Annotated in this window: 14 protein-coding genes; 2 read left to right on the forward strand and 12 right to left on the reverse strand. The window is 70.8% G+C overall.

The genetic code is table 11. The annotated features are described in order from the left end of the window. Positions 1-102 precede the first annotated feature (102 nt). The 8 genes from AB0H12_RS43565 to AB0H12_RS43600 form a co-directional block, all read right to left on the reverse strand. Complete coding sequence (locus tag AB0H12_RS43565; protein WP_499632158.1) at positions 103-1,326, reverse strand: serine hydrolase domain-containing protein; 1,224 nt, start codon at positions 1,324-1,326, stop codon at positions 103-105. Between the two features lie 31 nt (positions 1,327-1,357). Then, positions 1,358-2,185, reverse strand: coding sequence for a DUF4097 family beta strand repeat-containing protein (locus AB0H12_RS43570; RefSeq protein ID WP_499632161.1), 828 nt, complete (start codon positions 2,183-2,185; stop codon positions 1,358-1,360). 325 nt (positions 2,186-2,510) lie between these two features. After that, positions 2,511-3,731: an FG-GAP repeat domain-containing protein gene (locus AB0H12_RS43575; protein ID WP_499632164.1), complete on the reverse strand. Its 1,221-nt coding sequence runs from the start codon at positions 3,729-3,731 to the stop codon at positions 2,511-2,513. A gap of 25 nt (positions 3,732-3,756) precedes the next feature. Then, positions 3,757-4,476: a hypothetical protein gene (locus AB0H12_RS43580; RefSeq protein ID WP_499632167.1), complete on the reverse strand. Its 720-nt coding sequence runs from the start codon at positions 4,474-4,476 to the stop codon at positions 3,757-3,759. Then, the gene (wecB, locus tag AB0H12_RS43585; RefSeq protein ID WP_499632170.1) at positions 4,473-5,642 is read right to left on the reverse strand and encodes a non-hydrolyzing UDP-N-acetylglucosamine 2-epimerase; all 1,170 of its coding nucleotides are present in this window, start codon (positions 5,640-5,642) and stop codon (positions 4,473-4,475) included. The genes AB0H12_RS43580 and wecB overlap by 4 nt, the downstream gene beginning before the upstream one ends. A gap of 97 nt (positions 5,643-5,739) precedes the next feature. Then, a complete protein-coding gene (locus AB0H12_RS43590; RefSeq protein WP_499632173.1) occupies positions 5,740-7,323 on the reverse strand; it encodes an FAD-binding oxidoreductase in 1,584 nt (527 codons plus the stop codon). Positions 7,324-7,453: 130 nt separating this feature from the next. After that, positions 7,454-8,623 carry an MFS transporter gene (locus tag AB0H12_RS43595; RefSeq protein WP_499632175.1) on the reverse strand — a complete coding sequence of 390 codons (1,170 nt, stop codon included), beginning with the start codon at positions 8,621-8,623 and terminating at the stop codon, positions 7,454-7,456. Positions 8,624-8,631: 8 nt separating this feature from the next. Further along, positions 8,632-9,393: an SDR family NAD(P)-dependent oxidoreductase gene (locus tag AB0H12_RS43600; protein ID WP_499632177.1), complete on the reverse strand. Its 762-nt coding sequence runs from the start codon at positions 9,391-9,393 to the stop codon at positions 8,632-8,634. A 100-nt stretch (positions 9,394-9,493) separates the two neighbouring features. On the opposite strand from AB0H12_RS43600, the gene AB0H12_RS43605 reads away from it, so the two are divergent. Continuing rightward, positions 9,494-10,405 carry a LysR family transcriptional regulator gene (locus AB0H12_RS43605; protein ID WP_499632179.1) on the forward strand — a complete coding sequence of 304 codons (912 nt, stop codon included), beginning with the start codon at positions 9,494-9,496 and terminating at the stop codon, positions 10,403-10,405. Positions 10,406-10,693: 288 nt separating this feature from the next. Beyond that, the gene (locus AB0H12_RS43610; RefSeq protein WP_499632182.1) at positions 10,694-12,241 is read left to right on the forward strand and encodes a carboxylesterase/lipase family protein; all 1,548 of its coding nucleotides are present in this window, start codon (positions 10,694-10,696) and stop codon (positions 12,239-12,241) included. Between the two features lie 272 nt (positions 12,242-12,513). On the opposite strand, the gene AB0H12_RS43615 is transcribed toward AB0H12_RS43610, so the two are convergent. The 4 genes from AB0H12_RS43615 to AB0H12_RS43630 all read right to left on the reverse strand — a co-directional run bounded on the left by AB0H12_RS43615 (position 12,514) and on the right by AB0H12_RS43630 (position 16,194). Further along, positions 12,514-13,500, reverse strand: a complete 987-nt coding sequence (locus AB0H12_RS43615) for an ABC-2 membrane transporter-related protein (RefSeq protein ID WP_499632185.1) — start codon at positions 13,498-13,500, stop codon at positions 12,514-12,516. Next, a complete protein-coding gene (locus tag AB0H12_RS43620; protein ID WP_499632189.1) occupies positions 13,497-14,405 on the reverse strand; it encodes an ABC transporter ATP-binding protein in 909 nt (302 codons plus the stop codon). Before AB0H12_RS43620 ends, AB0H12_RS43615 begins: the two co-directional genes overlap by 4 nt. Beyond that, positions 14,402-14,797: a GntR family transcriptional regulator gene (locus AB0H12_RS43625; RefSeq protein WP_499632192.1), complete on the reverse strand. Its 396-nt coding sequence runs from the start codon at positions 14,795-14,797 to the stop codon at positions 14,402-14,404. The genes AB0H12_RS43620 and AB0H12_RS43625 overlap by 4 nt, the downstream gene beginning before the upstream one ends. 641 nt (positions 14,798-15,438) lie before the next feature. Beyond that, positions 15,439-16,194, reverse strand: a complete 756-nt coding sequence (locus AB0H12_RS43630) for an expansin EXLX1 family cellulose-binding protein (RefSeq protein ID WP_499632194.1) — start codon at positions 16,192-16,194, stop codon at positions 15,439-15,441. Between the last annotated feature and the right edge of the window lie 1,436 nt (positions 16,195-17,630).

Raw genomic sequence — 17,630 nt, forward strand, 5'->3', positions numbered from 1 at the left:
GCGGTGTCGCCACCCGGGTGACGGCGACGGCCTCCGCAGGTCTGTGCGCCTGCGGAGGCCGTCGCCGGTATGGGGCCGCCTGGTGATCTCACCGCCTTGGCGTCACTGGAGGCAGGCGCGGACGGCCTTGGCCAGGTCGGCCGCGCGCGGGTCGTCGGGGCGGAAGTTCCACAGGTTGGTGACGTAGGCGAAGCCGACGCCGGCGTCCGGGTCGGCGAAGCCGATCGACCCGCCGGAGCCGGGGTGGCCGAACGACCCCGGGCCGAGCATCGGCAGCGGCGGGCAGGACCGCCAGAAGCCGAGGGACATGTTGAAGGAGCGGTCGGCCGGGATGTCCAGGCCCGCGGGCAAACCGTGCATGCGGGTCCGGTCGGTCTGGACCTCCGTCGCCCGCTCGACGGTCGCCGGGTCGAGCAACCGCACGCCGTCGACGTCGCTGACCGTGGCGGCGTACATCCGGGCGATCGAGTGCGCGTCGGCGACCATGTTCGCGGCCGGGAACTCGGCGGCGCGCCAGGCACGGGTGGTGAAGTAGGCGGTGGTGTTGTCGAAGGCGCCGCCGACCTCGCCGGCACGGGCCTGGACGGAGTCCGCGCCCCAGACGGCCTGGACCCAGGCGGTGACCGTGTCGGCGTCCAGCCCGGTCGTGGCGATCATCCCGGCGAGCAGTTCCTCCACGCTGAACGGTGCGGCGTAGTGGAGGGTGGCGACGCGGTCCTCGTGCTCCTCGGGCAGTCCGATCCAGGCGTCGAGGCCGAGCGGGGCGGCGACCTCGTCGGCGAAGTACGTGCCGAGGGACTTGCCGGTGACCCGGCGGACGACTTCGCCGACGAGGAACCCGTAGGTCATGCTGTGGTAGACGTGCTCGGTGCCCGGCTGCCACAGCGGAGCCTGCGCTTCGAGCGCGCGGATGACCGGGTCCCAGGCGCACGCCTGCTCGAAGGTCAGCGGCCCGTCCACGATCGGCAGGCCGACCTGGTGCGACAGCAGCCAGCGGACCGGGATGTCGCCCTTGCCGTTCGCGCCGAACTCCGGCCAGTACCGGGTCACCGGGGCGTCGAGGTCCAGCTCGCCGCGCTGGACCAGCATGTGGGCGCAGATGGCGGCGGCGCCCTTCGTGGTGGACGCGACCTGGACGATCGTGTCCCCGGTCCAGGGGCGGTCGGTCTCGCGGTCGGCCAGGCCGTCGCGCAGGTCGACCACCGGTCGCCCGCCGACGTAGACGGTGCACGCGGCGCCGACCTCGCCGCCGCCCGCGAAGTTCGCGCGGAAGACGTCGGCGACCTTGCCCCAGCCCTGCTCGACCTGCGCGTGGGTGGTGTTCATGATTGTCGGTCCTTCCTGGTGGATCGGGGTTTCAGGCCGTGGCGCGGTGGATGACGATGTCGTCGAGCCGGGTGCGGGCGTGGATCTTGACGGTGTCGGAGGGGTTGGTCGGTGCGGGCAGGGTGTTGCGCACGACGCCCTTGGTGCTGGTGGCGTCCACTTCGGCGGTGGCGTCGTCGGTGACGCCGATGTCGATGCCGCCGGAGGCGTTGGCGAGGTCGACCTGGCCGCGGGTGACGTGGCCGATGCGGATGGGGCAGTTGGCGGCGCGGGCGGTGACGCTGCCGTCCGCGCGGTCGACGGTGAAGGTGCCGTTGGAGCCGCCGAGGTCGATGTCGGAACGGGCGTGGCCGATCCACACCTCGCCGGTCGTGCCCTGGTAGCGGACGGTGCCGTCGACCTCGGCCAGCCGCAGGCCCGCCGAGCCGCCGTCGACGTCGACCGTGCCGGTGACGTGGTCGACCCGGACCGTGCCGTCGCCGAGGTTGCCGCGCAGCGTGGCGACCCGGTCGAGGCGCACGTGGCCGGAGGCTGCGTTGAGCTCGCACGCGCCGAGTGGGCCGGTGGCGCGCACATCGGTCCACGCGGTGTTCAGGACCAGCGCGGAGCCGGCGGGCAGTTCGACGGTGATGGCGACCGAGCCGCTCTTGTCGCCGGACTTGGTGGTCTTGATCGACAGTGTTCCGCCGGTGAAGTCGACCTCGGTGCGTTCGGCGACCTTGAGGTCGGTCTTGTTCGCGCTGTCGAGCGGCTCGACGTGCACGACGGCGTCGGCGCGGTCGCCGGCGGTGACCCGGACGTGGGCGCCGGCGGTGGTCAGCGCGGCGGTGACGGGGACCGGCGTGGTGAAGCTGGGCATGTCGCATCTCCCCTGGTGAGTGGCCCGCCCGTGGCGGCCGGGCCGTTCGATGGGGATACGATCACCGGCCGCGCTGACACCGGGCAGCCACGGCGCTGACACTGCCCTGTCCGCGGCCCGGTCGTGATGGCAGCGCCACCCGCCCGGTGCCCGTAGCGAGCCTCGGCCCATTCGTCCTTCGTCTCGACGCGACGAACCCGATCACTCTCGGGGAAGTTCGCCCTGCCGGAACATCGAAGGACCCTGCGGAGAGCAACGGTCGTTGCTCTCCGCAGGGTCGATCCGGCTCGATCTCCAGCCGAGCAGTGCCCCGAGGGGTTGGGCCTCAGCGCAGCGTCCGGTTGTGGTGCAGGACGATCTTCGCGTCGTCCGCCACGTAGTAGTTCTGCACCGAGTAGGCGATCGTGGCGAAGTCGAGCGTGCCGTCACCGGTGAAGTCGCCCGTCGCGATGCGCGCCACCGAATCGTCCGCCACCCGCCACTTGACCCACACGCCGTTCGCGGCGTCGATCGCCTTGTAGTACATCACGCCCTGCCACGGCCACGGCCCGCGCAACGCCACCAGGAACTCGTCGTCGCCGTCACCGTCGAAGTCGGCGCACACGACCTGGTGGCCCGGCCCCTCACCGTTCTCGTTGGGGTCGCCGAAGACGTCGAGCAGCGTCCGGTTCCAGCCCGAGCCGTCCTTCGTGTACACGGCGACCGTGTTGCCGTGGAAGGGTTCGACCGCCGCGACGTACGCCATCGGGTCGTCGCCCAGGCGGCCCGCGTCCAGGTCGCCCGAGCCGCGGAAGCCGGTGCGCGCGAACTGGGTGCGCTCGCCCTCGCCGATCAGCGTCGACCTCCACTCGCCCGCCTCGTCGTCGTAGCGCAGCCACGTGACGCCCTCGTCGGAGGCGAACAGCAGCGAGTCGCGGTCCGAGCCGGGGATCAGGCCCTTCTTCTTCTCGGCGCCGTGGATCATCCGGAAGTGGCTGTCGTCGATGACGGTCATCGGCCACTCGGTCGCGTTGCGCACGTCATCCGGTTCGGTGAACAGCACCACCGGCAGCACCGCGTGCACGTCGGCCTTCGCCACGATCGGCACGCCCACGATCTCCAGGCGGTCGGTCCGGGTGAAGTGGCCGGCCCGCAACCGGTGCATGCCGGTCGCGCGACCGACGTAGTGCCTGCGCCAGCGGCCCTCGTGCTTGTCCGCCGCGCCGGGGTGCTCGATCCAGTCGATCTTGCCGCCGGCCTCGTCCGGGTCGACGATGGTGCCGATCGGGCCGTACAGCTCGTAGCAGACGATGGCGTCCGGCGTGCCGTCGCCGGTGACGTCGGCCCAGTCCGCGCCGACGGGCATCCGGAAGCCGTCGGCCATCAGCCGCTTCGGCCAGTCCGGCGCGTTCTGGTACCAGTAGACCTCGCCCAGCCGCAGGCCGTAGCCGAACAGGTCCGGCCTGCCGTCGCCGTCGATGTCGGGTGCTTCGAGCCAGTAGCCGTCGCGCAGCTGGTCGGCGACGATCTCGCCTTCGAAGTGCGGTGCGATGATGCGGTCGTGCACGTCGATCACCTCCTGGTGCGTCGGTTCAGGGCAGCTGGTGGTACTCCAGGGCGAGCCACACGCAGTCGGTGTCGGCCCGGTACTGGTGCCACGGGTAGACGAACTCGCCCTCGTCGGTCCGGCCGCAGAACGGGACGGGCGTCGTGTAGCCCTCGCCCATGACCACGTCCTCGACCAGCGTGGCGTGGTCCTGGTCGCGGAACTTCTGCATCCGGCCCACGCCGAGCACCTGCGTGTGGACCTCGATGAAGTCGTGCAGCACGTGGATGCCGCAGTCGGTGCCGGCGGGTGCGAACCACAGGTTGGCCCGCAGTTCGAACGCGCGCGGCCCGGACGGCCCGCCGCCCAGGGCCTGGCCGGGGTCGAACTCGACCACGTCGAGCACGTCCTGCGGTCCCTTCCAGAGCGGTGTGTCGACCGGGAACGGCGTGCCGGGGCCGACGTGCTCGCCCACGACGTCGCCCAGCCGCACCCACTCCGGCTCGTCGACGATCTCCGCTGTCGGACCTGCCTCGTCGTCGACCTTGAGCACCACCAGCGACTCCGCCCACGAGACGGTGGTGTCGACCAGGATCGTCGAGGAGAACGCCGGCAGCGGCCGGCGCGGTTCGAGCGACGTCCACGCGGGCCTCGTGCCGGTGTTGACCACGATCGCCCGGCCTTCGACGGGGAGATCGCGGGCGGCGCGCACGTACTCGCCGCTCACGAAGCGGTTCTCGGTCAGTGGCGCGGTGGTGGTGGTCATGCCGCCACCAGGTCGGCCGTGGGCGTGCTGCCCGGCACGAACGGCTGCACGGCCGGGCCCTCGCCGAAGTAGTGCGCCAGGGCCGCGACGGTGCGCACGCTCGCGTGCCCGTCGCCGTACGGGTTGGCGGCGCCGGCCATCCGCTCGTAGTGCACCGGGTCGCGCAGCAGCCCGATGACCGAGTCGGCCACGCCCTCGGTGGTGCGGCCGACGAGCTGCGCGGTGCCGACCGCGACCGCCTCGGGCCGTTCGGTGATCTCCCGCAGCACCAGGGTCGGTTTGCCCAGAGCCGGCCCCTCCTCCTCCGCGCCGCTGCTGTCGGACACGATGATGTCCGCGCGTCGCATGAGCTTCACGAAGTTCAGGTAGGGCAACGGGTCCACGATGGTCAATCCGGGCTGATCGGCGATCTCCGGCAACAGCGCCTCGCGCACGGCGGGGTTGCGGTGCAGCGGTACGACGACCCGCACGTCCTGCTCCCGCGCGATCCGGCGCAGCGCCGCGCCGATCTGCGGCAGCATCCGCCACGACTCGCGGCGGTGCGCGGACGCCAGCACGATCCGGCGGGGGTCGTCGTCGAGGTCGGCCAGCGCGTCGGCGCCGTAGTCCGCCGCGACCGTGCCCGCCCACTGGAGCGCGTCGATCACCGTGTTGCCGGTGACCACGATCCGGTGCGGCGACACGCCTTCGCGGATGAGGTTGGCGCCGCTCACCGGTGTCGGCGCCAGGTGCAGGTCGGAGATCTGCGCGACGAGCCGGCGGTTGGCCTCCTCGGGGAACGGGGAGTGCAGGTCGCCGCTGCGCAGGCCGGCCTCGACGTGCACCACGGGGATCTGCTGGTGGAACGCGCCGATCGCGCCGGCGAGGGTGGTCGCGGTGTCGCCGTGCACCATGGCGGCGTCGCAGCCCAGCCCGGGTAAGACCTCTTCCAGTCCTTCGATGACCTTGTGGGTGACCCGGGAGAGGGTCTGCTTGTCGGACATGACCGCCAGGTCGATGTCGGGCCGCAGGTCGAACGCGGCCAGGGTGTCGTCCAGCATCTGCCGGTGCTGGCCGGTGGACACGACCACGGGCTGGAAGCGCGGGTCGGCGTTCAGCGCCCGGATCACGGGCGCGAACTTGATCGCTTCGGGACGGGTCCCGAGGATGACGGCTACCGATCGCATGGCAGGAAGACCTCTCTTCGACGTGGTGGGAGCGTGCGGTCAGCTCGTGCCGGGCCGTCCCCTGCGGGGCGGCGACGGGCACGGGGGAGCTCCGCGCTCAGCGCGCGGGTTCGATCGACAGCGCGTGCCGGAAGTGGTCGGCCGGGTCCCAGCGCTTCTTGACCTGCTGGAGGCGCGAGTAGTTCTCCCGGTAGTACAACGCCTGCCAGGGCACGCCGGAGCGGTTGAACTCGGGTGCGGCGACGTCGTTGTCCGGGTAGTTGATGTAGCAGCCGTCGGCGTGCTCGCCCGGCACCGGGACACCGCCGGTCGCGGCGAACATGCCGCGGTAGGTCTCGCGGGCCCAAGCGATGTGGAAGTCGTCGTCCTCGGCGGAGTTCCAGAACGTCTGGAGGCACATCTTGAACGCCGAGTCGCGCTGGGCGTGCGCGGTCGCGCCGCGCTCGGGCGCGTTCACCCGGCCGCCGAAGGACAGCAGCACCAGCATGGTGTCCGGGTTGGTGAAGTCCTCGCCGGTCATGCCGCGGTAGAGCGCCGCGCACTGCTCCTCGGTGAACGCCTTGCGCAGGTACGCGGACTTGTGCACGCCGCGCGAGGTGGGGTCGGTGATGGTGGGGTTGTTGGTGCCCACCAGCCGGGCGGCCTGCAACCACGGCAGTTCGCGCGGCTCGCCCAAGTCGATCGGGAGCCTGCCCAGTTCGCCGATCGGGGCCTTCGCCGGCCGCGGTCGTGCCGCCACGCCCTCGGTGATGGCGGCGAGGTAGTCGTCGAGCATCCGGCGCGCGTTCGGCGCGGTCGCGTCGACCTGGGTGAACATGCCCATGCTGCCGTGCGCGCGGTGGCTGACGTTGAACAGGCTGGACACCGCGGTGGTCGCGGAGCCGGGGTCGGCGTTGCGCTCGTGCCACGTGCCGAAGTTCCGCACGAGCCGGGTGAACGACGCCTGGTCCAGTTCGTCCCAGTCGAACTCGACCGCGCTGACGAGCACGGTGGAGGGCGGGGACACGAGTTGGTCCGCGGGGTCCGCGCCGCGCGCGTCCGGGGAGCGGAACCAGTACCGGGTGATCACGCCGAAGTTGCCGCCGCCCGCGCCGGTGTGGCCCCACCAGAGGTCGCGGTTGGGGTCGTCGGCCTCACGGGTCGCCACGACGGTCCGCACGCCGCCGCGCGCGTCGACCGTCACGACCTCCACCGCGTAGAGGTGGTCGACGGTCAGGCCCTGCGCCCGGGAGAGCAGCCCGTACCCGCCGCCCGCGACGTGGCCCGCGATGCCGACGCTCCAGCAGACACCACCGGGGATCGTGACGTGCCATCCCTTGTACAGCGCCTCGTACACGTTGGTGAGCCGCGCCCCGGACTGCACGCAGAACGCACGCATCCGCTCGTCGTAGTAGACGTCCGTCATCGCCGAGACGTCGAGGATGACCTCGATCTCCGGGTTGCAGACGAAGTCGGAGAAGCAGTGGCCGCCACCGCGCACGGACACCCGCTTGCCCGCCCGGACGGCGTCGCGCACGGCGTTCTCCGCGTCGGCCGTCGAGGTGATCAGCTTCACGTACTCGGGACGGGCGACGAACCGCTGGTTGTTGCCCGTCATCAGGTCGGGGTAGCGGGGGTCGCCCGGCCGCACGACCGGGCCGGGCGGGACGGCCGCCGCGGTCCCCGGCTCGGCGGTGGCCATGGGGATGGTGCTCCCTGCCGCCGCGCCTCCCAAGAGCGCGGCGGCGCCGGATAAGACGGATCGGCGCGTCAAGCCGTTGTCGCGCATGTCTGTTCCACTCTCCTTTCGTTCGTCTTCGTCTTCGGTGCGGTCAGATGTGCGCCGGCACCGGTGCGGCGGCCCTGCGCCGGTCGAGCCGGTGCGCGGTGACGGCCACCGCGAGCCCCGACAGGGCTAGCAGCCCGCCGACCCAGTTCGGCGCGGTGTAGCCCAGCCCGCTGTCGATGGCCGCTCCGCCGAGCCACGCGCCCAGGGCGTTGCCCAGGTTGAACGAGGCGATGTTCGCCGCCGAGGCCAGCGCGGGTGCGCCCTCGGCCTGCTGCATGACGCGCATCTGCAGCGGCGGCACGGTGGCGAAACCGGCCGCGCCGAACAGCAGGATGGTCACGGCCGCCGGCCACTGGCTGTGCGCGGTGAACACGAACGCGAACAGCACCGCCGCGAGCAGCGAGAGGATCACGAACAGGCTGGGCATCACGGCCCGGTCGGCCGCCCGCCCGCCCGCCACGTTGCCCACGCACAACCCCGCGCCGAACAGGATCAGCAGCCAGGTCACCGCGCCGGTGGAGAACCCGGCGACCTCCGTCATCATCGGCGCTATGTAGGTGAACGACGCGAACACGCCCGCGAAGCCCAAGGTGGTCATCGCCAGCGCCAGCCAGACCTGGGGCCGGGCGAACGCCGCCAGCTCGCGGCGCAGGCCGCTGTCCGGTCGTGGGGTGGCGGGCACCAGCGCGGCAATGCCGATCAGGCCCAGCACGCCGAGCGCCGTCACCGCCCAGAACGTCGAGCGCCAACCCCACTCCTGGCCCAGCGCGGTGCCCAGCGGGACGCCCAGCACGTTGGACACGGTCAACCCGGTGAACATCATCGCGATGGCGCTGGCCTTGCGATGCGGCGCCACGAGTTCGGCGGCCACCACCGACCCGATGCCGAAGAACGCGCCGTGGCACAGCGCCGCGACCGCCCGGCCGACCATCAGCAGCGCGTAGTCGTCCGCGACCGCGCACAGCGCGTTGCCCGCGATGAACACCGCCATCAGGATCATCAGCACGGCCTTGCGGGGTAGGCGCGCGCCGGCCATGGTGACCAGCGGCGCGCCCACCACGACGCTCAACGCGTACCCGGAGACGAGCAGCCCCGCGGAGGGGATCGACACACCCAGGTCGGTGGCCACCTCCGGGAGCAGCCCGACGATGACGAACTCGGTGGTGCCGATCCCGAACGCGCCGACGGCGAGGGCGATCAGTGCGAGCGGCATGGTGGACCTCACACCTGGCGCAGGGCGCCGCCGTCGACGGCCCACTCGGCGCCGGTGATCTGGCCCGCCAGGGGCGAGAGCAGGAAGGCGATGACGCGGGCGACGTCGTCGGGCGTGCCGAGCCGACCGGTGGGCAGGTTGCGGACCTCGCGCACGAAGTGCTCGACCGCCTCCTCGACGGGCAGGTCGAACTGCGTCGACAGCTGCTCGGCGAACCCACCCGGCTCATCCCACAGCCGGGTGCGGGTGGGGCCGGGCGACACCACGTTGGAGCGCACGCCCCGGTCGCCGAACTCGCCGGCGATCACCTTGGACACGGTCAGCATCGCGGTCTTCGACGCGGCGTAGTCGACGATCGACTTGTCCGGGAAGCGGGCAGCCTCGCTGGCGACGTGCACGATGCTGCCGCCACCCGCGTCCAGCAGCGCCGGAATGGCCAACCGGCTCATCCGCACGGCGGAGAACAGGTTGAGCTCGAAGGTCCTCAGCCACTGCTCGTCGGAGAAGTCGAGGAAACCGTTGCGGGACTCCAGACCGCCCACGTTGTTCACCAGGCCGTCGAGCCGGCCGTGTCGTTCGAGCACGGTGTCCACGATCGACCGCGCCGCGCCGGGATCGGTGATGTCGGCGGCGACGCCGCCGTCCAGCGGCTTGCGGGCCACGCCCACGGCGGTCGCGCCCTCGGCGGCGAGCAGTCGGACGACGGCCTCCCCGATGCCGGCGGAGGCGCCGGTCACCACGAAGACCTTGCCGGTCAGTTCCAGGTCCACGGCAAGCCCTCCTCCCAAGTAGTCGGTGTGCCACCCACTATTGCGAATCGGCGCGAGGAATTCGAAGTAGAGTTGCTGTTCGCTGGGATAAAATGCGCTTATGTTTACTCTCCGTCAGTTGGAAAGCCTCACCGCAATCGTCGACGAGGGCTCGTTCACCGCCGCGGCGGACGTGCTCGGTGTGACACAGCCCGCTCTTTCCCATCAGATCCGTTCACTCGAACGGGCTATCGGGCTCCAGCTCTTGGAGCGCTTACCCCGCTCGGTCCGCCTGACCACGGCGGGCCGAGCGTTCCTGCCCCACGCCCGTGCCGCGCTGGCGGCGGTCGACCGAGGTTCCCGCGCGGCGCGGCAGGCGGTCCAGCTGGAGGCCGCCGAACTGGGCGTGGCGACGATCTACTCGATCAGCCTGGGCGTGCTGCCACCCGTGCTGCGCGCGTGGCGGCAGCAGCACGGGAGCACCCAGGTCCGGCTTTTCGAGCACAGGCACGCGGACAACCTGCGCAACGCCATGCTGGCGGGCCAGGCCGACCTGGCGATCGGCCCTGTGCCGGTGGACTGGCCAGGTCAGATCGTGCCGCTGGGGGAGGAGGAGTTCGTCGTCGTGCTGCCGTTCGACGACCCGGACATCGGACCGGAGGACACCACGGTCGACCTGGCGCTGCTGGCACACCGCAGCTGGGTGCACTTCGCCCCGGACAACGGCCTGGCGGCACTGGTGGACGACGTCTGCGCGAGGGCGGGGTTCCAGCCCAGGGTGGCCGTGCGGGCCGAGCAGACGGCTGCCGCGCCGATCCTGGCCTCAGCGGGCCTGGGCCCGACCCTCGTCCCGCTCAACGTCATCCCACCGAACTTCGACGGCCGCCTGCTGCGCCCCGACCCGCCGGTGCGCCGGATGATGTCGGTGTACACGCGGCACGGCGAGGAGCCGGTGGTCAGCGCGTTCATCTCAACACTCATGCGCACCGCGGAACTCATTCCGAAGCACCTGCGCGCGGTTTTGAGGTTCTGATCCCCCGGCGCCGCTCATTCGGCGACTTCGGCAATTCTTCCCACGGAGTGCCGGCCGCCACCGGCGGCTCCTGGGACGTGTCGCCCTCGTGTCTCTGATCATGCTGGTGATCGGCGGCTCCGCACCCGGCCGTCCGTGCGGGCCGCCTGTCACCGGCCGACGGCCGACGGCCGACGACCGACGACCGACGACCGACGACCGACGACCGACGACCGACGACCGACCAGAGCTTGATCGTCAATCGATCGGTTGATGTCTCCGGTAAGCTCGACTGCCACTGTCTGGATCATGAGACGACTCCTGGGCGCGATGGTCGCCGTCGGTGCGTTGGTGTCGGGCGCCACGCCGGCCGTGGCGAGCAACGACGCCGCGGTGCGTACCGATGCCGGCTTGGTGCGGGGCACCACGAACGCGAATGTCCGTTCTTTCGAGGGGATTCCCTACGCCGCGCCGCCGGTCGGTGACCTGCGCTGGCACTCGCCCGTGCCGCCGGCGCCGTGGTCCGGTGCACTCGACGCGACCCGGCCGGGCAATCGCTGTCCTCAGGCCAGTGTCGGCGGCCGACCGGCCAGCGTCACCGAGGACTGCCTCTACCTCGACGTCACCACACCGCGTGCGGCCAGGAAGGCGCCGGTTCTGGTGTGGCTGCACGGCGGCGGGCTCATGAACGGCGCTGGTAGCGACTACCTGCCGACCCGGCTGGTCAAGCGGGGCGGTCCGGTCGTGGTGACCGTCAACTACCGGCTGGGGAACCTCGGCTTCCTCGGTTTCCCCGGGCTCGCGAACGGCGGCGCGTTCGGTATCGAGGACCAACAGGCGGCGCTGCGCTGGGTGCGGCGGAACATCGCAGCGTTCGGTGGCGACCCGAACAACGTCACCCTGGCAGGGGAGTCCGCCGGGGCGCACTCGGTGTGCGCGCAACTCGCGTCGCCGGGCGCGGCCGGGTTGTTCCAGCGGGCGATCGCCCAGAGCACTCCATGTGCGCTGGGCTCCTTCGCCGGCGCGGACTTGCGGCCGATACTGGACGTTCCGCTGTTCGTGCCGCACGAGTGGCACCAGCTGCACGGCCAGAACGTCGCCGCCGGGCTGGGCTGCACGACACTCGAGTGCCTGCGTGGCAAGCCGGTGCCTGACCTGCTCGCCGCGCCGGCGTTTCCCCTCCCTGCCTTCGGGAACACGGTGCTGCCGGAGGACCCCGCGATCGCGGTACCGGCCGGGCGGTTCAACCACGTGCCGCTGCTGACCGGCACCACCCGTGACGAGGGCACGTTCTTCGCGCCGCTGCTGTTCCCCGATCTCGGTCCCGACGGCTACCTGACCGCGTTGACCGAGCACTTCGGACCGCACGCCGCGGCGGTCGCGCAGCGGTACCCGCTCGAGCGGCACGCCGGTTCCGCGGTGCAGGCACTGGCCGCGATCATGACCGATCTCGACTGGGCGTGGCTGCAACGCGCCGCGGATCGCCAGTTCGCGGCCGAGATGCCGGTGTACGCCTATGAGTTCCTCGACCGCACGGCACCGGCGATCCCCGAGTTCCCGTCCGGTGTCGAGCCGCTCGCTGCACACGGCTCCGAGCTGCGGTACCTGTTCGACCTGCGCTCCGACGACGTGCTGCTGACAACCGCGCAGCGCCGCCTCGGTGACCGGATGATCGACTACTGGGTCCGCTTCGCGACCACCGGCAACCCCAACCGGCCCGGCCTGCCGGCGTGGCCCCGCGTCGACCCGGCGGACGCCACGCCGTACGTGCAAGGCCTCGACCTCCGCCGAATCGGACCGTTCGACCGGGCGACGGAACACAACCTGGCCTTCTGGGACGCGCTCGCACACCAGTGATGAGACCGGATCCCGCACGATCACACATGTGAGCGAATGGCCGGCGGGGTTGAAGGGGTGATGCTGTCAACCCCGCCGGTCCGCCGGCACCGCGTGCGCGGGGCTGGTCAAGCTCGTCGTGGTCGAGGCGCTCGCCAAGGCGGCCGACGCGGTCGGGGTACTCGCGGGCTTCGACCAGGAGGGGTTCTCACGACGCGCGTGGCCCGCGAACTGGCCAACACCGGCGCCGGAGAGCAGGCCGGCCCGCCGGGAGGGCGCAGCCACGCCACGTGTCAGAAGACGCGGCGTCTGATCCGCCACACGACGAGGCCGAACAGTCCCGCGGCGAGGCCGGTGAAGATGGCCGCCTCCACGAACTGGAACACCCAGAAGCGGTCGGCAGGGTGGTACAGGACCCACTGCTGGACGCCGCGCTCGTGCATGTAGGCGCTGAGTTCCACACCGGCACGTCTGGCCGCGACATCCATCTCCACGGCCTCGTAGACCGAGAAGCGACGGCCCGACGCGTCCGCGTAGCCCGACGCGATGATCCAGTCGGAGCGGTCGCCGGTCGATATCCGGGAACCTCCGGGGTCGAGGGTGGCGTCGTCGGCGGCCACCCGTTCCACGATGCTCTGCGGCACCTGGAGGTTGGGGCGCAACCAACCCGTCACGACGACGCGCACGGCGAGGTAGACGCCGAGCGCGACCGCGAACGCGGGCAGGCTGCGCCGCAGCAACGTGCCCGCCGCGGTGGCGGCGGCGAACGCGAACAGCGCGTACCCCGCCGGAACGAGCCCTTCCAGGTCGAAGGCGTCGGCCGCGAACCGGCCGCCGAGCACGTCCAACGGCTGCCGGTACCACGTGATCGACGCCGAGAGCGCGATCGCGAGCGTCGCGGTCAGCGCGCCCAGGGCACCCAGCTTGACCGCCAGCCACCGCATCCTCGGCACCGCCTGGGTCCAGGCGAACTGCCACGTGCCGGTTTCCAGCTCGCGGGCCACCAGGGGCGCGCCGAGAAACGCGCCGATCAGGAACGGCACGAGGTTGAACAGGGTCAGCAGCTTGGACGCGTACCCGTGCTCGTCGTTCAACCTCCTGATGGCGGTCGAGCACGCGTCGGTGGCGTCGGTCAGCCCGCCCGCGCAGGCGGCGGCGCCGTCGGGGAACAGCGAGCGCATCGAGGATCCGGCGACGAGCAGGAAGAGACCGATCGCCGCGACCAGCAGGCCCAGCGCGAACACCTCGGCGCGATGTTGCCGCCAGGTCAGCCACGTCATGCCGACACCTCCGAGCCGGCCGGTGCCTCGACGTCGTGCCGGGTCGGTCGACGCAGGTAGGCCAGCACCAGGTCTTCCAGCCCGATCGGGTCGGCCTGCCAGCCGGGTGCGGTCGGCGCGCTGCCGCCGTCGCGCACGAGCAACGCGGTGTGCCGGTCGCTGTGGGAGGCCTCGACGACCGTGCCCGCGCGGTCGAGGTCGGTCGTGGTGCGCGGACCGACGAGCATCCTGTGCTCGGCCAGCAGCGTCTCGATGTCCCCGGCGAGCGAGATCCGGCTGTGGTTGATCACGATCAGGTGATCGCACACGCGTTCCAGTTCGGGCACGACGTGGGAGGAGAACAGGACGGTCATGCCGTCGGCGGCGACCGCGCCCATCAGGGACTGGAGGAACTCGAGTCGGGCCACCGGGTCGAGGCTGGCCATCGGTTCGTCCAGGACGAGCAGGTCCGGTCGCTTGGCCAGTGCCAACGCCAGTGCGACCTGGGCCTGTTGGCCGCCGGAGAGCGCGCCGGCCTTGCGGTCCGCCGGGATGCCCAGCTTCGCCAGCCGCCGTTCGGCGAGGCCCTGGTCGAACCGCAGGTTGCACGAGCGGCCCATGCGGAGCAGGTCAGCGACGGTGAAGTGCTTGTAGAGCGGGTGGTCCTGAGCGAGGAACCCGATGCGGGACAACACCTGCGGGGTGTTGCCGGCCGGTGACTGGCCCAAGACCTCCACGTCACCGGTGGTCGGCGCGAGCAACCCCACCGCCAGGCGCAGCAGTGTGCTCTTGCCCGCCCCGTTCGGACCCACCAGCGCGGCCACCCGGCCGGCCGGCACGGCCAGGGTGCAGTCGCGCAGCGCCCACGTCCGGCGATAGCGCTTGCCCAGACCGTCGGTCCGGAGCGCGTACTCGGCTGTTGTCATGCGATGTTCTCATTCTTCGCTCGGTTGACGACGGCAGTGAAGAGCGCGTTGACCGCCTGCTCGTCCAGCCCGGCGGCGTGGGCCCGGTTCAACCAGGTCTCCAGACCGCGCCGCAACGAGGTGTACGTCGCGGCGGACATCCCCGCCGTCGGCGCCTCGTTGACGAACGTGCCCTGCCCGGGCCGCCCGGTGACCAGGTTCTCCTGCTCCAACTGCCGGTAGGCCTTGGCGACCGTGTTCGGGTTGATCGCCACGGTCTCGGCCACCTCGCGGATCAACGGCAGCCGGTCGCCGTGCCGCAGGAAGCCCAGCAGCACGCCTTGGCGCACCTGCTGGACGAGTTGCAGGTAAGGCGGCACACCCGAGCGGTTGTCGATCCGGAAGACGAACATGAACCCTCCTACTGCTTTACTAGTACCATAGTAAAGCAGTAAAGATCGTCTCCCGGCAAGCCGACCGCGCCAGGCACGTCCGTGCCGACGACGTGCACCCCAACGCGGACGGCTACTGCAAGATCGCCATCACCAGGTACACCGCGCTGCTGTCAGTGCCAGGCAGTACCGGCTCCGGTCGGCAGCTGTGCTCCGGCCTCGCGCGTGGTCGGTACTTGCGGCCGCGTCAGCGCCTGGACGTGCGGCCGGTGGTACCCCGCGACCTCACGCGGCGAGCACTGGTCGGCCTGCCTGGCGTCGCGGTCGTGATCATCCCTTCACGCCTGGGTTTCATGCACCTGAACGACTTCTCCACGTTCATGAGGAACAACGGAGTGAACCTTCGTCGCGGGATGACGACTGTTCCGGGCGGACTCACAGTCCGGCCCAGTCGAGATTCCGGCGGGTGAAATTGGCTGTCACCGGACAGTCGAGAGGCCACTCGGCAACCGAACGAGTGGCAGGGCCGTGTCGGTGGCCTTCCGCGTGGCCGGGCCGGTGGGACACCGCCGGCAGCGACGACAGGACCCCGGCGGTGGCGGCGGCTCGCACAGCTTGGGTAGGACGATCGCTGCGAGCATGACGCCTCCGCCTGAACGGGATCAGTGTTGGTCGAACTGGAGGCTCGTGCCCTGCACGACATCCGGTCTGACGGGCAGGGGATCGAGGACCAGGCGCTGTCCGTAGATGTCGGTGACCGCAACCGCGCCGCCGCAGCCGGAACCATCCTCGGACAGGAAGTAGTTGTAGTCCGTGCGCGACAACTGCTTCCACACCGTGCTCGTTCGGACCTCCAGACGCGCGACGGGGTTGCGGTGGTTGATCACCTGGATGCCGCACCAGTACTGGCTGGAACCGACTTTGTACCGGAGGGAGATCCCTCCCGACACCCCTGGGCTCACGAGCTTCCACGTGATCGGGATCTCGCCCAGCCTGGGCTCCGCCAACAGGGCGAACGCCTCGGCGCTGAGGTCCAACTGCCCCACCCTGCACGGCTGCGGACACAGGTTGGTGATCCGCACCGTCACGCCGGCGCCGTTGGGCGCCTGGACCAGGACGTAGGCGCCACATGCCTTGCTGTCCTCGTAGTCTGCCCAGTTCATCGCCGCGGTCAACGGGTCGGGGCTCGGATCGTAGAGGCACGCGCCACCGCCATCGCTGCTGTAGAACGTCGCCACGCCGTCGCGGATGACCCCGGGCTTGACCCTTCCGACCAGCGACCCGTCACCCACGACCGCTGCGGGCGTCGAGGTCGTCGGCACCGGCACCGGCGTCGACGGGGTGGCGGCGGCCGTGCCGATCGCCGTGCTCGACGACGCGGTCACGGACTCGCTCGCGGCCGACGCGGAGGAGGCCACCCCGACCTCGGACCGACCGTCCGCCCCGGCGGATACGACGCGATGATCCGCGCCGCTCCTCGTATCCCACACCACCACCACACCCGTGGTCGCTGACAACACGGCCACCACCGAGGCAACCAACCACCGCCTGGACACCAAACCTCCTACGTGACAACCGAAGGCCGGCGCCGGAACGACGGCCGTTCTGCGATCGCCGGTGGTCCTCGGGTCTGATCGCTAGTTGCCGCCGCTGCGAAGAAGGTTGCCGCCCGGTCCAAGATTTACCCGCGCAGGACGTGGAGCAGGTGCCGTTGGTCCCACACCGGTGTGCGGTCGAGCAGTTCGCGTCGGCAGCTCCGGATCCAGCGCTCCGTGATCGCGTTCATCCGCGGTGTCCGGACGCCGCTGAGGACGAACGCGATCGGGTGCGCCCGGACGCCACCGACGCACCGGTGCCCGAACTGGCGCTCCCCGAGGGGTTGCGGGCCGTCACCCGGGTACCGGACTGGGAGAAGCCGAACCCGCTCTGTCACTGGTTGCCGATCTGATGCGACAACCGACAGGTGAAGCACGACGTCTGACACGACCGAAGCCGGACAATAAATGCCTATACCCAAAGTATCCTGTGCCGGTTGTTCGTTTCGTACGTGCTGTCGACGCTGGGTGAGTCAGCCGAATCCCCGCACCCTCAACGCCGGCCAGGCGTTGTGCAGGCCAGTGCGCTGGCCCGCTCGCGCACGTCTGCTCCGTCGCGCTGCGCGACCTCCCGGCCGCGCCGACGAGCGGGCAGCGGGCCGAGCGGCTCGTCGCTGACCGAGCGGTGCGCTTGTCGGGCGGAACGCGATCGTGCAAATGGTCTAGAGGTGGGCTTGACCGCCTCTCGACCAGCGGTCCTACAGCATCGCCAAGGGTGTCGAACCGGTCCTGTTCCGCGGGTGAATCGCGATTCGTCCGGTCGGGGGAAGCGCGCCGCCGCCATTGATTGGGTAACCGACGACGTTCCGGCAGCCGCGACACTCGATAGGTCGCGCTCATGGGCACTCCGCACGCGACCGGCGGTTCGGTGCAGGACCCGAGCGCGGAGCCAGGGCCGCGATGTCTCATTAGGTATGCCTCTTTACGGTGGTGTTGACTTAGTTCATCTGTTTAGGTAACTATCTCTGGGCTTCCCGACTCCACGCCGATTGACGAGGAAGTGGGCCACTATGACGTGCTCAAACCCGCAAGACGGCCGGTGCTCGCGCTTCGCGGGAAGCGCCGTGCCGGTGGTCGTCGCCGATCGGGAAGTGCCCAGTGGGGCTCAGGGGAGCGCCTACCTCGCCCTGAGGGTTGCGGAGGCCTTCCTGGACCGGCGCCCGGACCACGACGGGACCGTGCCGGTCTGGTCGAGGCCCGTCGATGCCCGGTGTTCGGCGACGTCTTCGGCGAAGAAGCAGGGAGCCTGCGAGCGGGTG

The sequence above is a fragment of the Actinosynnema sp. NPDC023794 genome, from assembly GCF_040639675.1.
Taxonomy (GTDB): Bacteria; Actinomycetota; Actinomycetes; order Mycobacteriales; family Pseudonocardiaceae; genus Actinosynnema; species Actinosynnema luteola.

Bases quoted from the DNA above. Each gene is read 5' to 3' on its own strand.
- AB0H12_RS43565 (WP_499632158.1), bottom strand. From the start codon at position 1,326: ATGAACACCACCCACGCGCAGGTCGAGCAGGGCTGGGGCAAGGTCGCC.
- AB0H12_RS43570 (WP_499632161.1), bottom strand. From the start codon at position 2,185: ATGCCCAGCTTCACCACGCCGGTCCCCGTCACCGCCGCGCTGACCACC.
- AB0H12_RS43580 (WP_499632167.1), bottom strand. From the start codon at position 4,476: ATGACCACCACCACCGCGCCACTGACCGAGAACCGCTTCGTGAGCGGC.
- wecB (WP_499632170.1), bottom strand. From the start codon at position 5,642: ATGCGATCGGTAGCCGTCATCCTCGGGACCCGTCCCGAAGCGATCAAG.
- AB0H12_RS43590 (WP_499632173.1), bottom strand. From the start codon at position 7,323: ATGGCCACCGCCGAGCCGGGGACCGCGGCGGCCGTCCCGCCCGGCCCG.
- AB0H12_RS43595 (WP_499632175.1), bottom strand. From the start codon at position 8,623: ATGCCGCTCGCACTGATCGCCCTCGCCGTCGGCGCGTTCGGGATCGGC.
- AB0H12_RS43605 (WP_499632179.1), top strand. From the start codon at position 9,494: ATGTTTACTCTCCGTCAGTTGGAAAGCCTCACCGCAATCGTCGACGAG.
- AB0H12_RS43610 (WP_499632182.1), top strand. From the start codon at position 10,694: ATGAGACGACTCCTGGGCGCGATGGTCGCCGTCGGTGCGTTGGTGTCG.
- AB0H12_RS43615 (WP_499632185.1), bottom strand. From the start codon at position 13,500: ATGACGTGGCTGACCTGGCGGCAACATCGCGCCGAGGTGTTCGCGCTG.
- AB0H12_RS43620 (WP_499632189.1), bottom strand. From the start codon at position 14,405: ATGACAACAGCCGAGTACGCGCTCCGGACCGACGGTCTGGGCAAGCGC.
- AB0H12_RS43625 (WP_499632192.1), bottom strand. From the start codon at position 14,797: ATGTTCGTCTTCCGGATCGACAACCGCTCGGGTGTGCCGCCTTACCTG.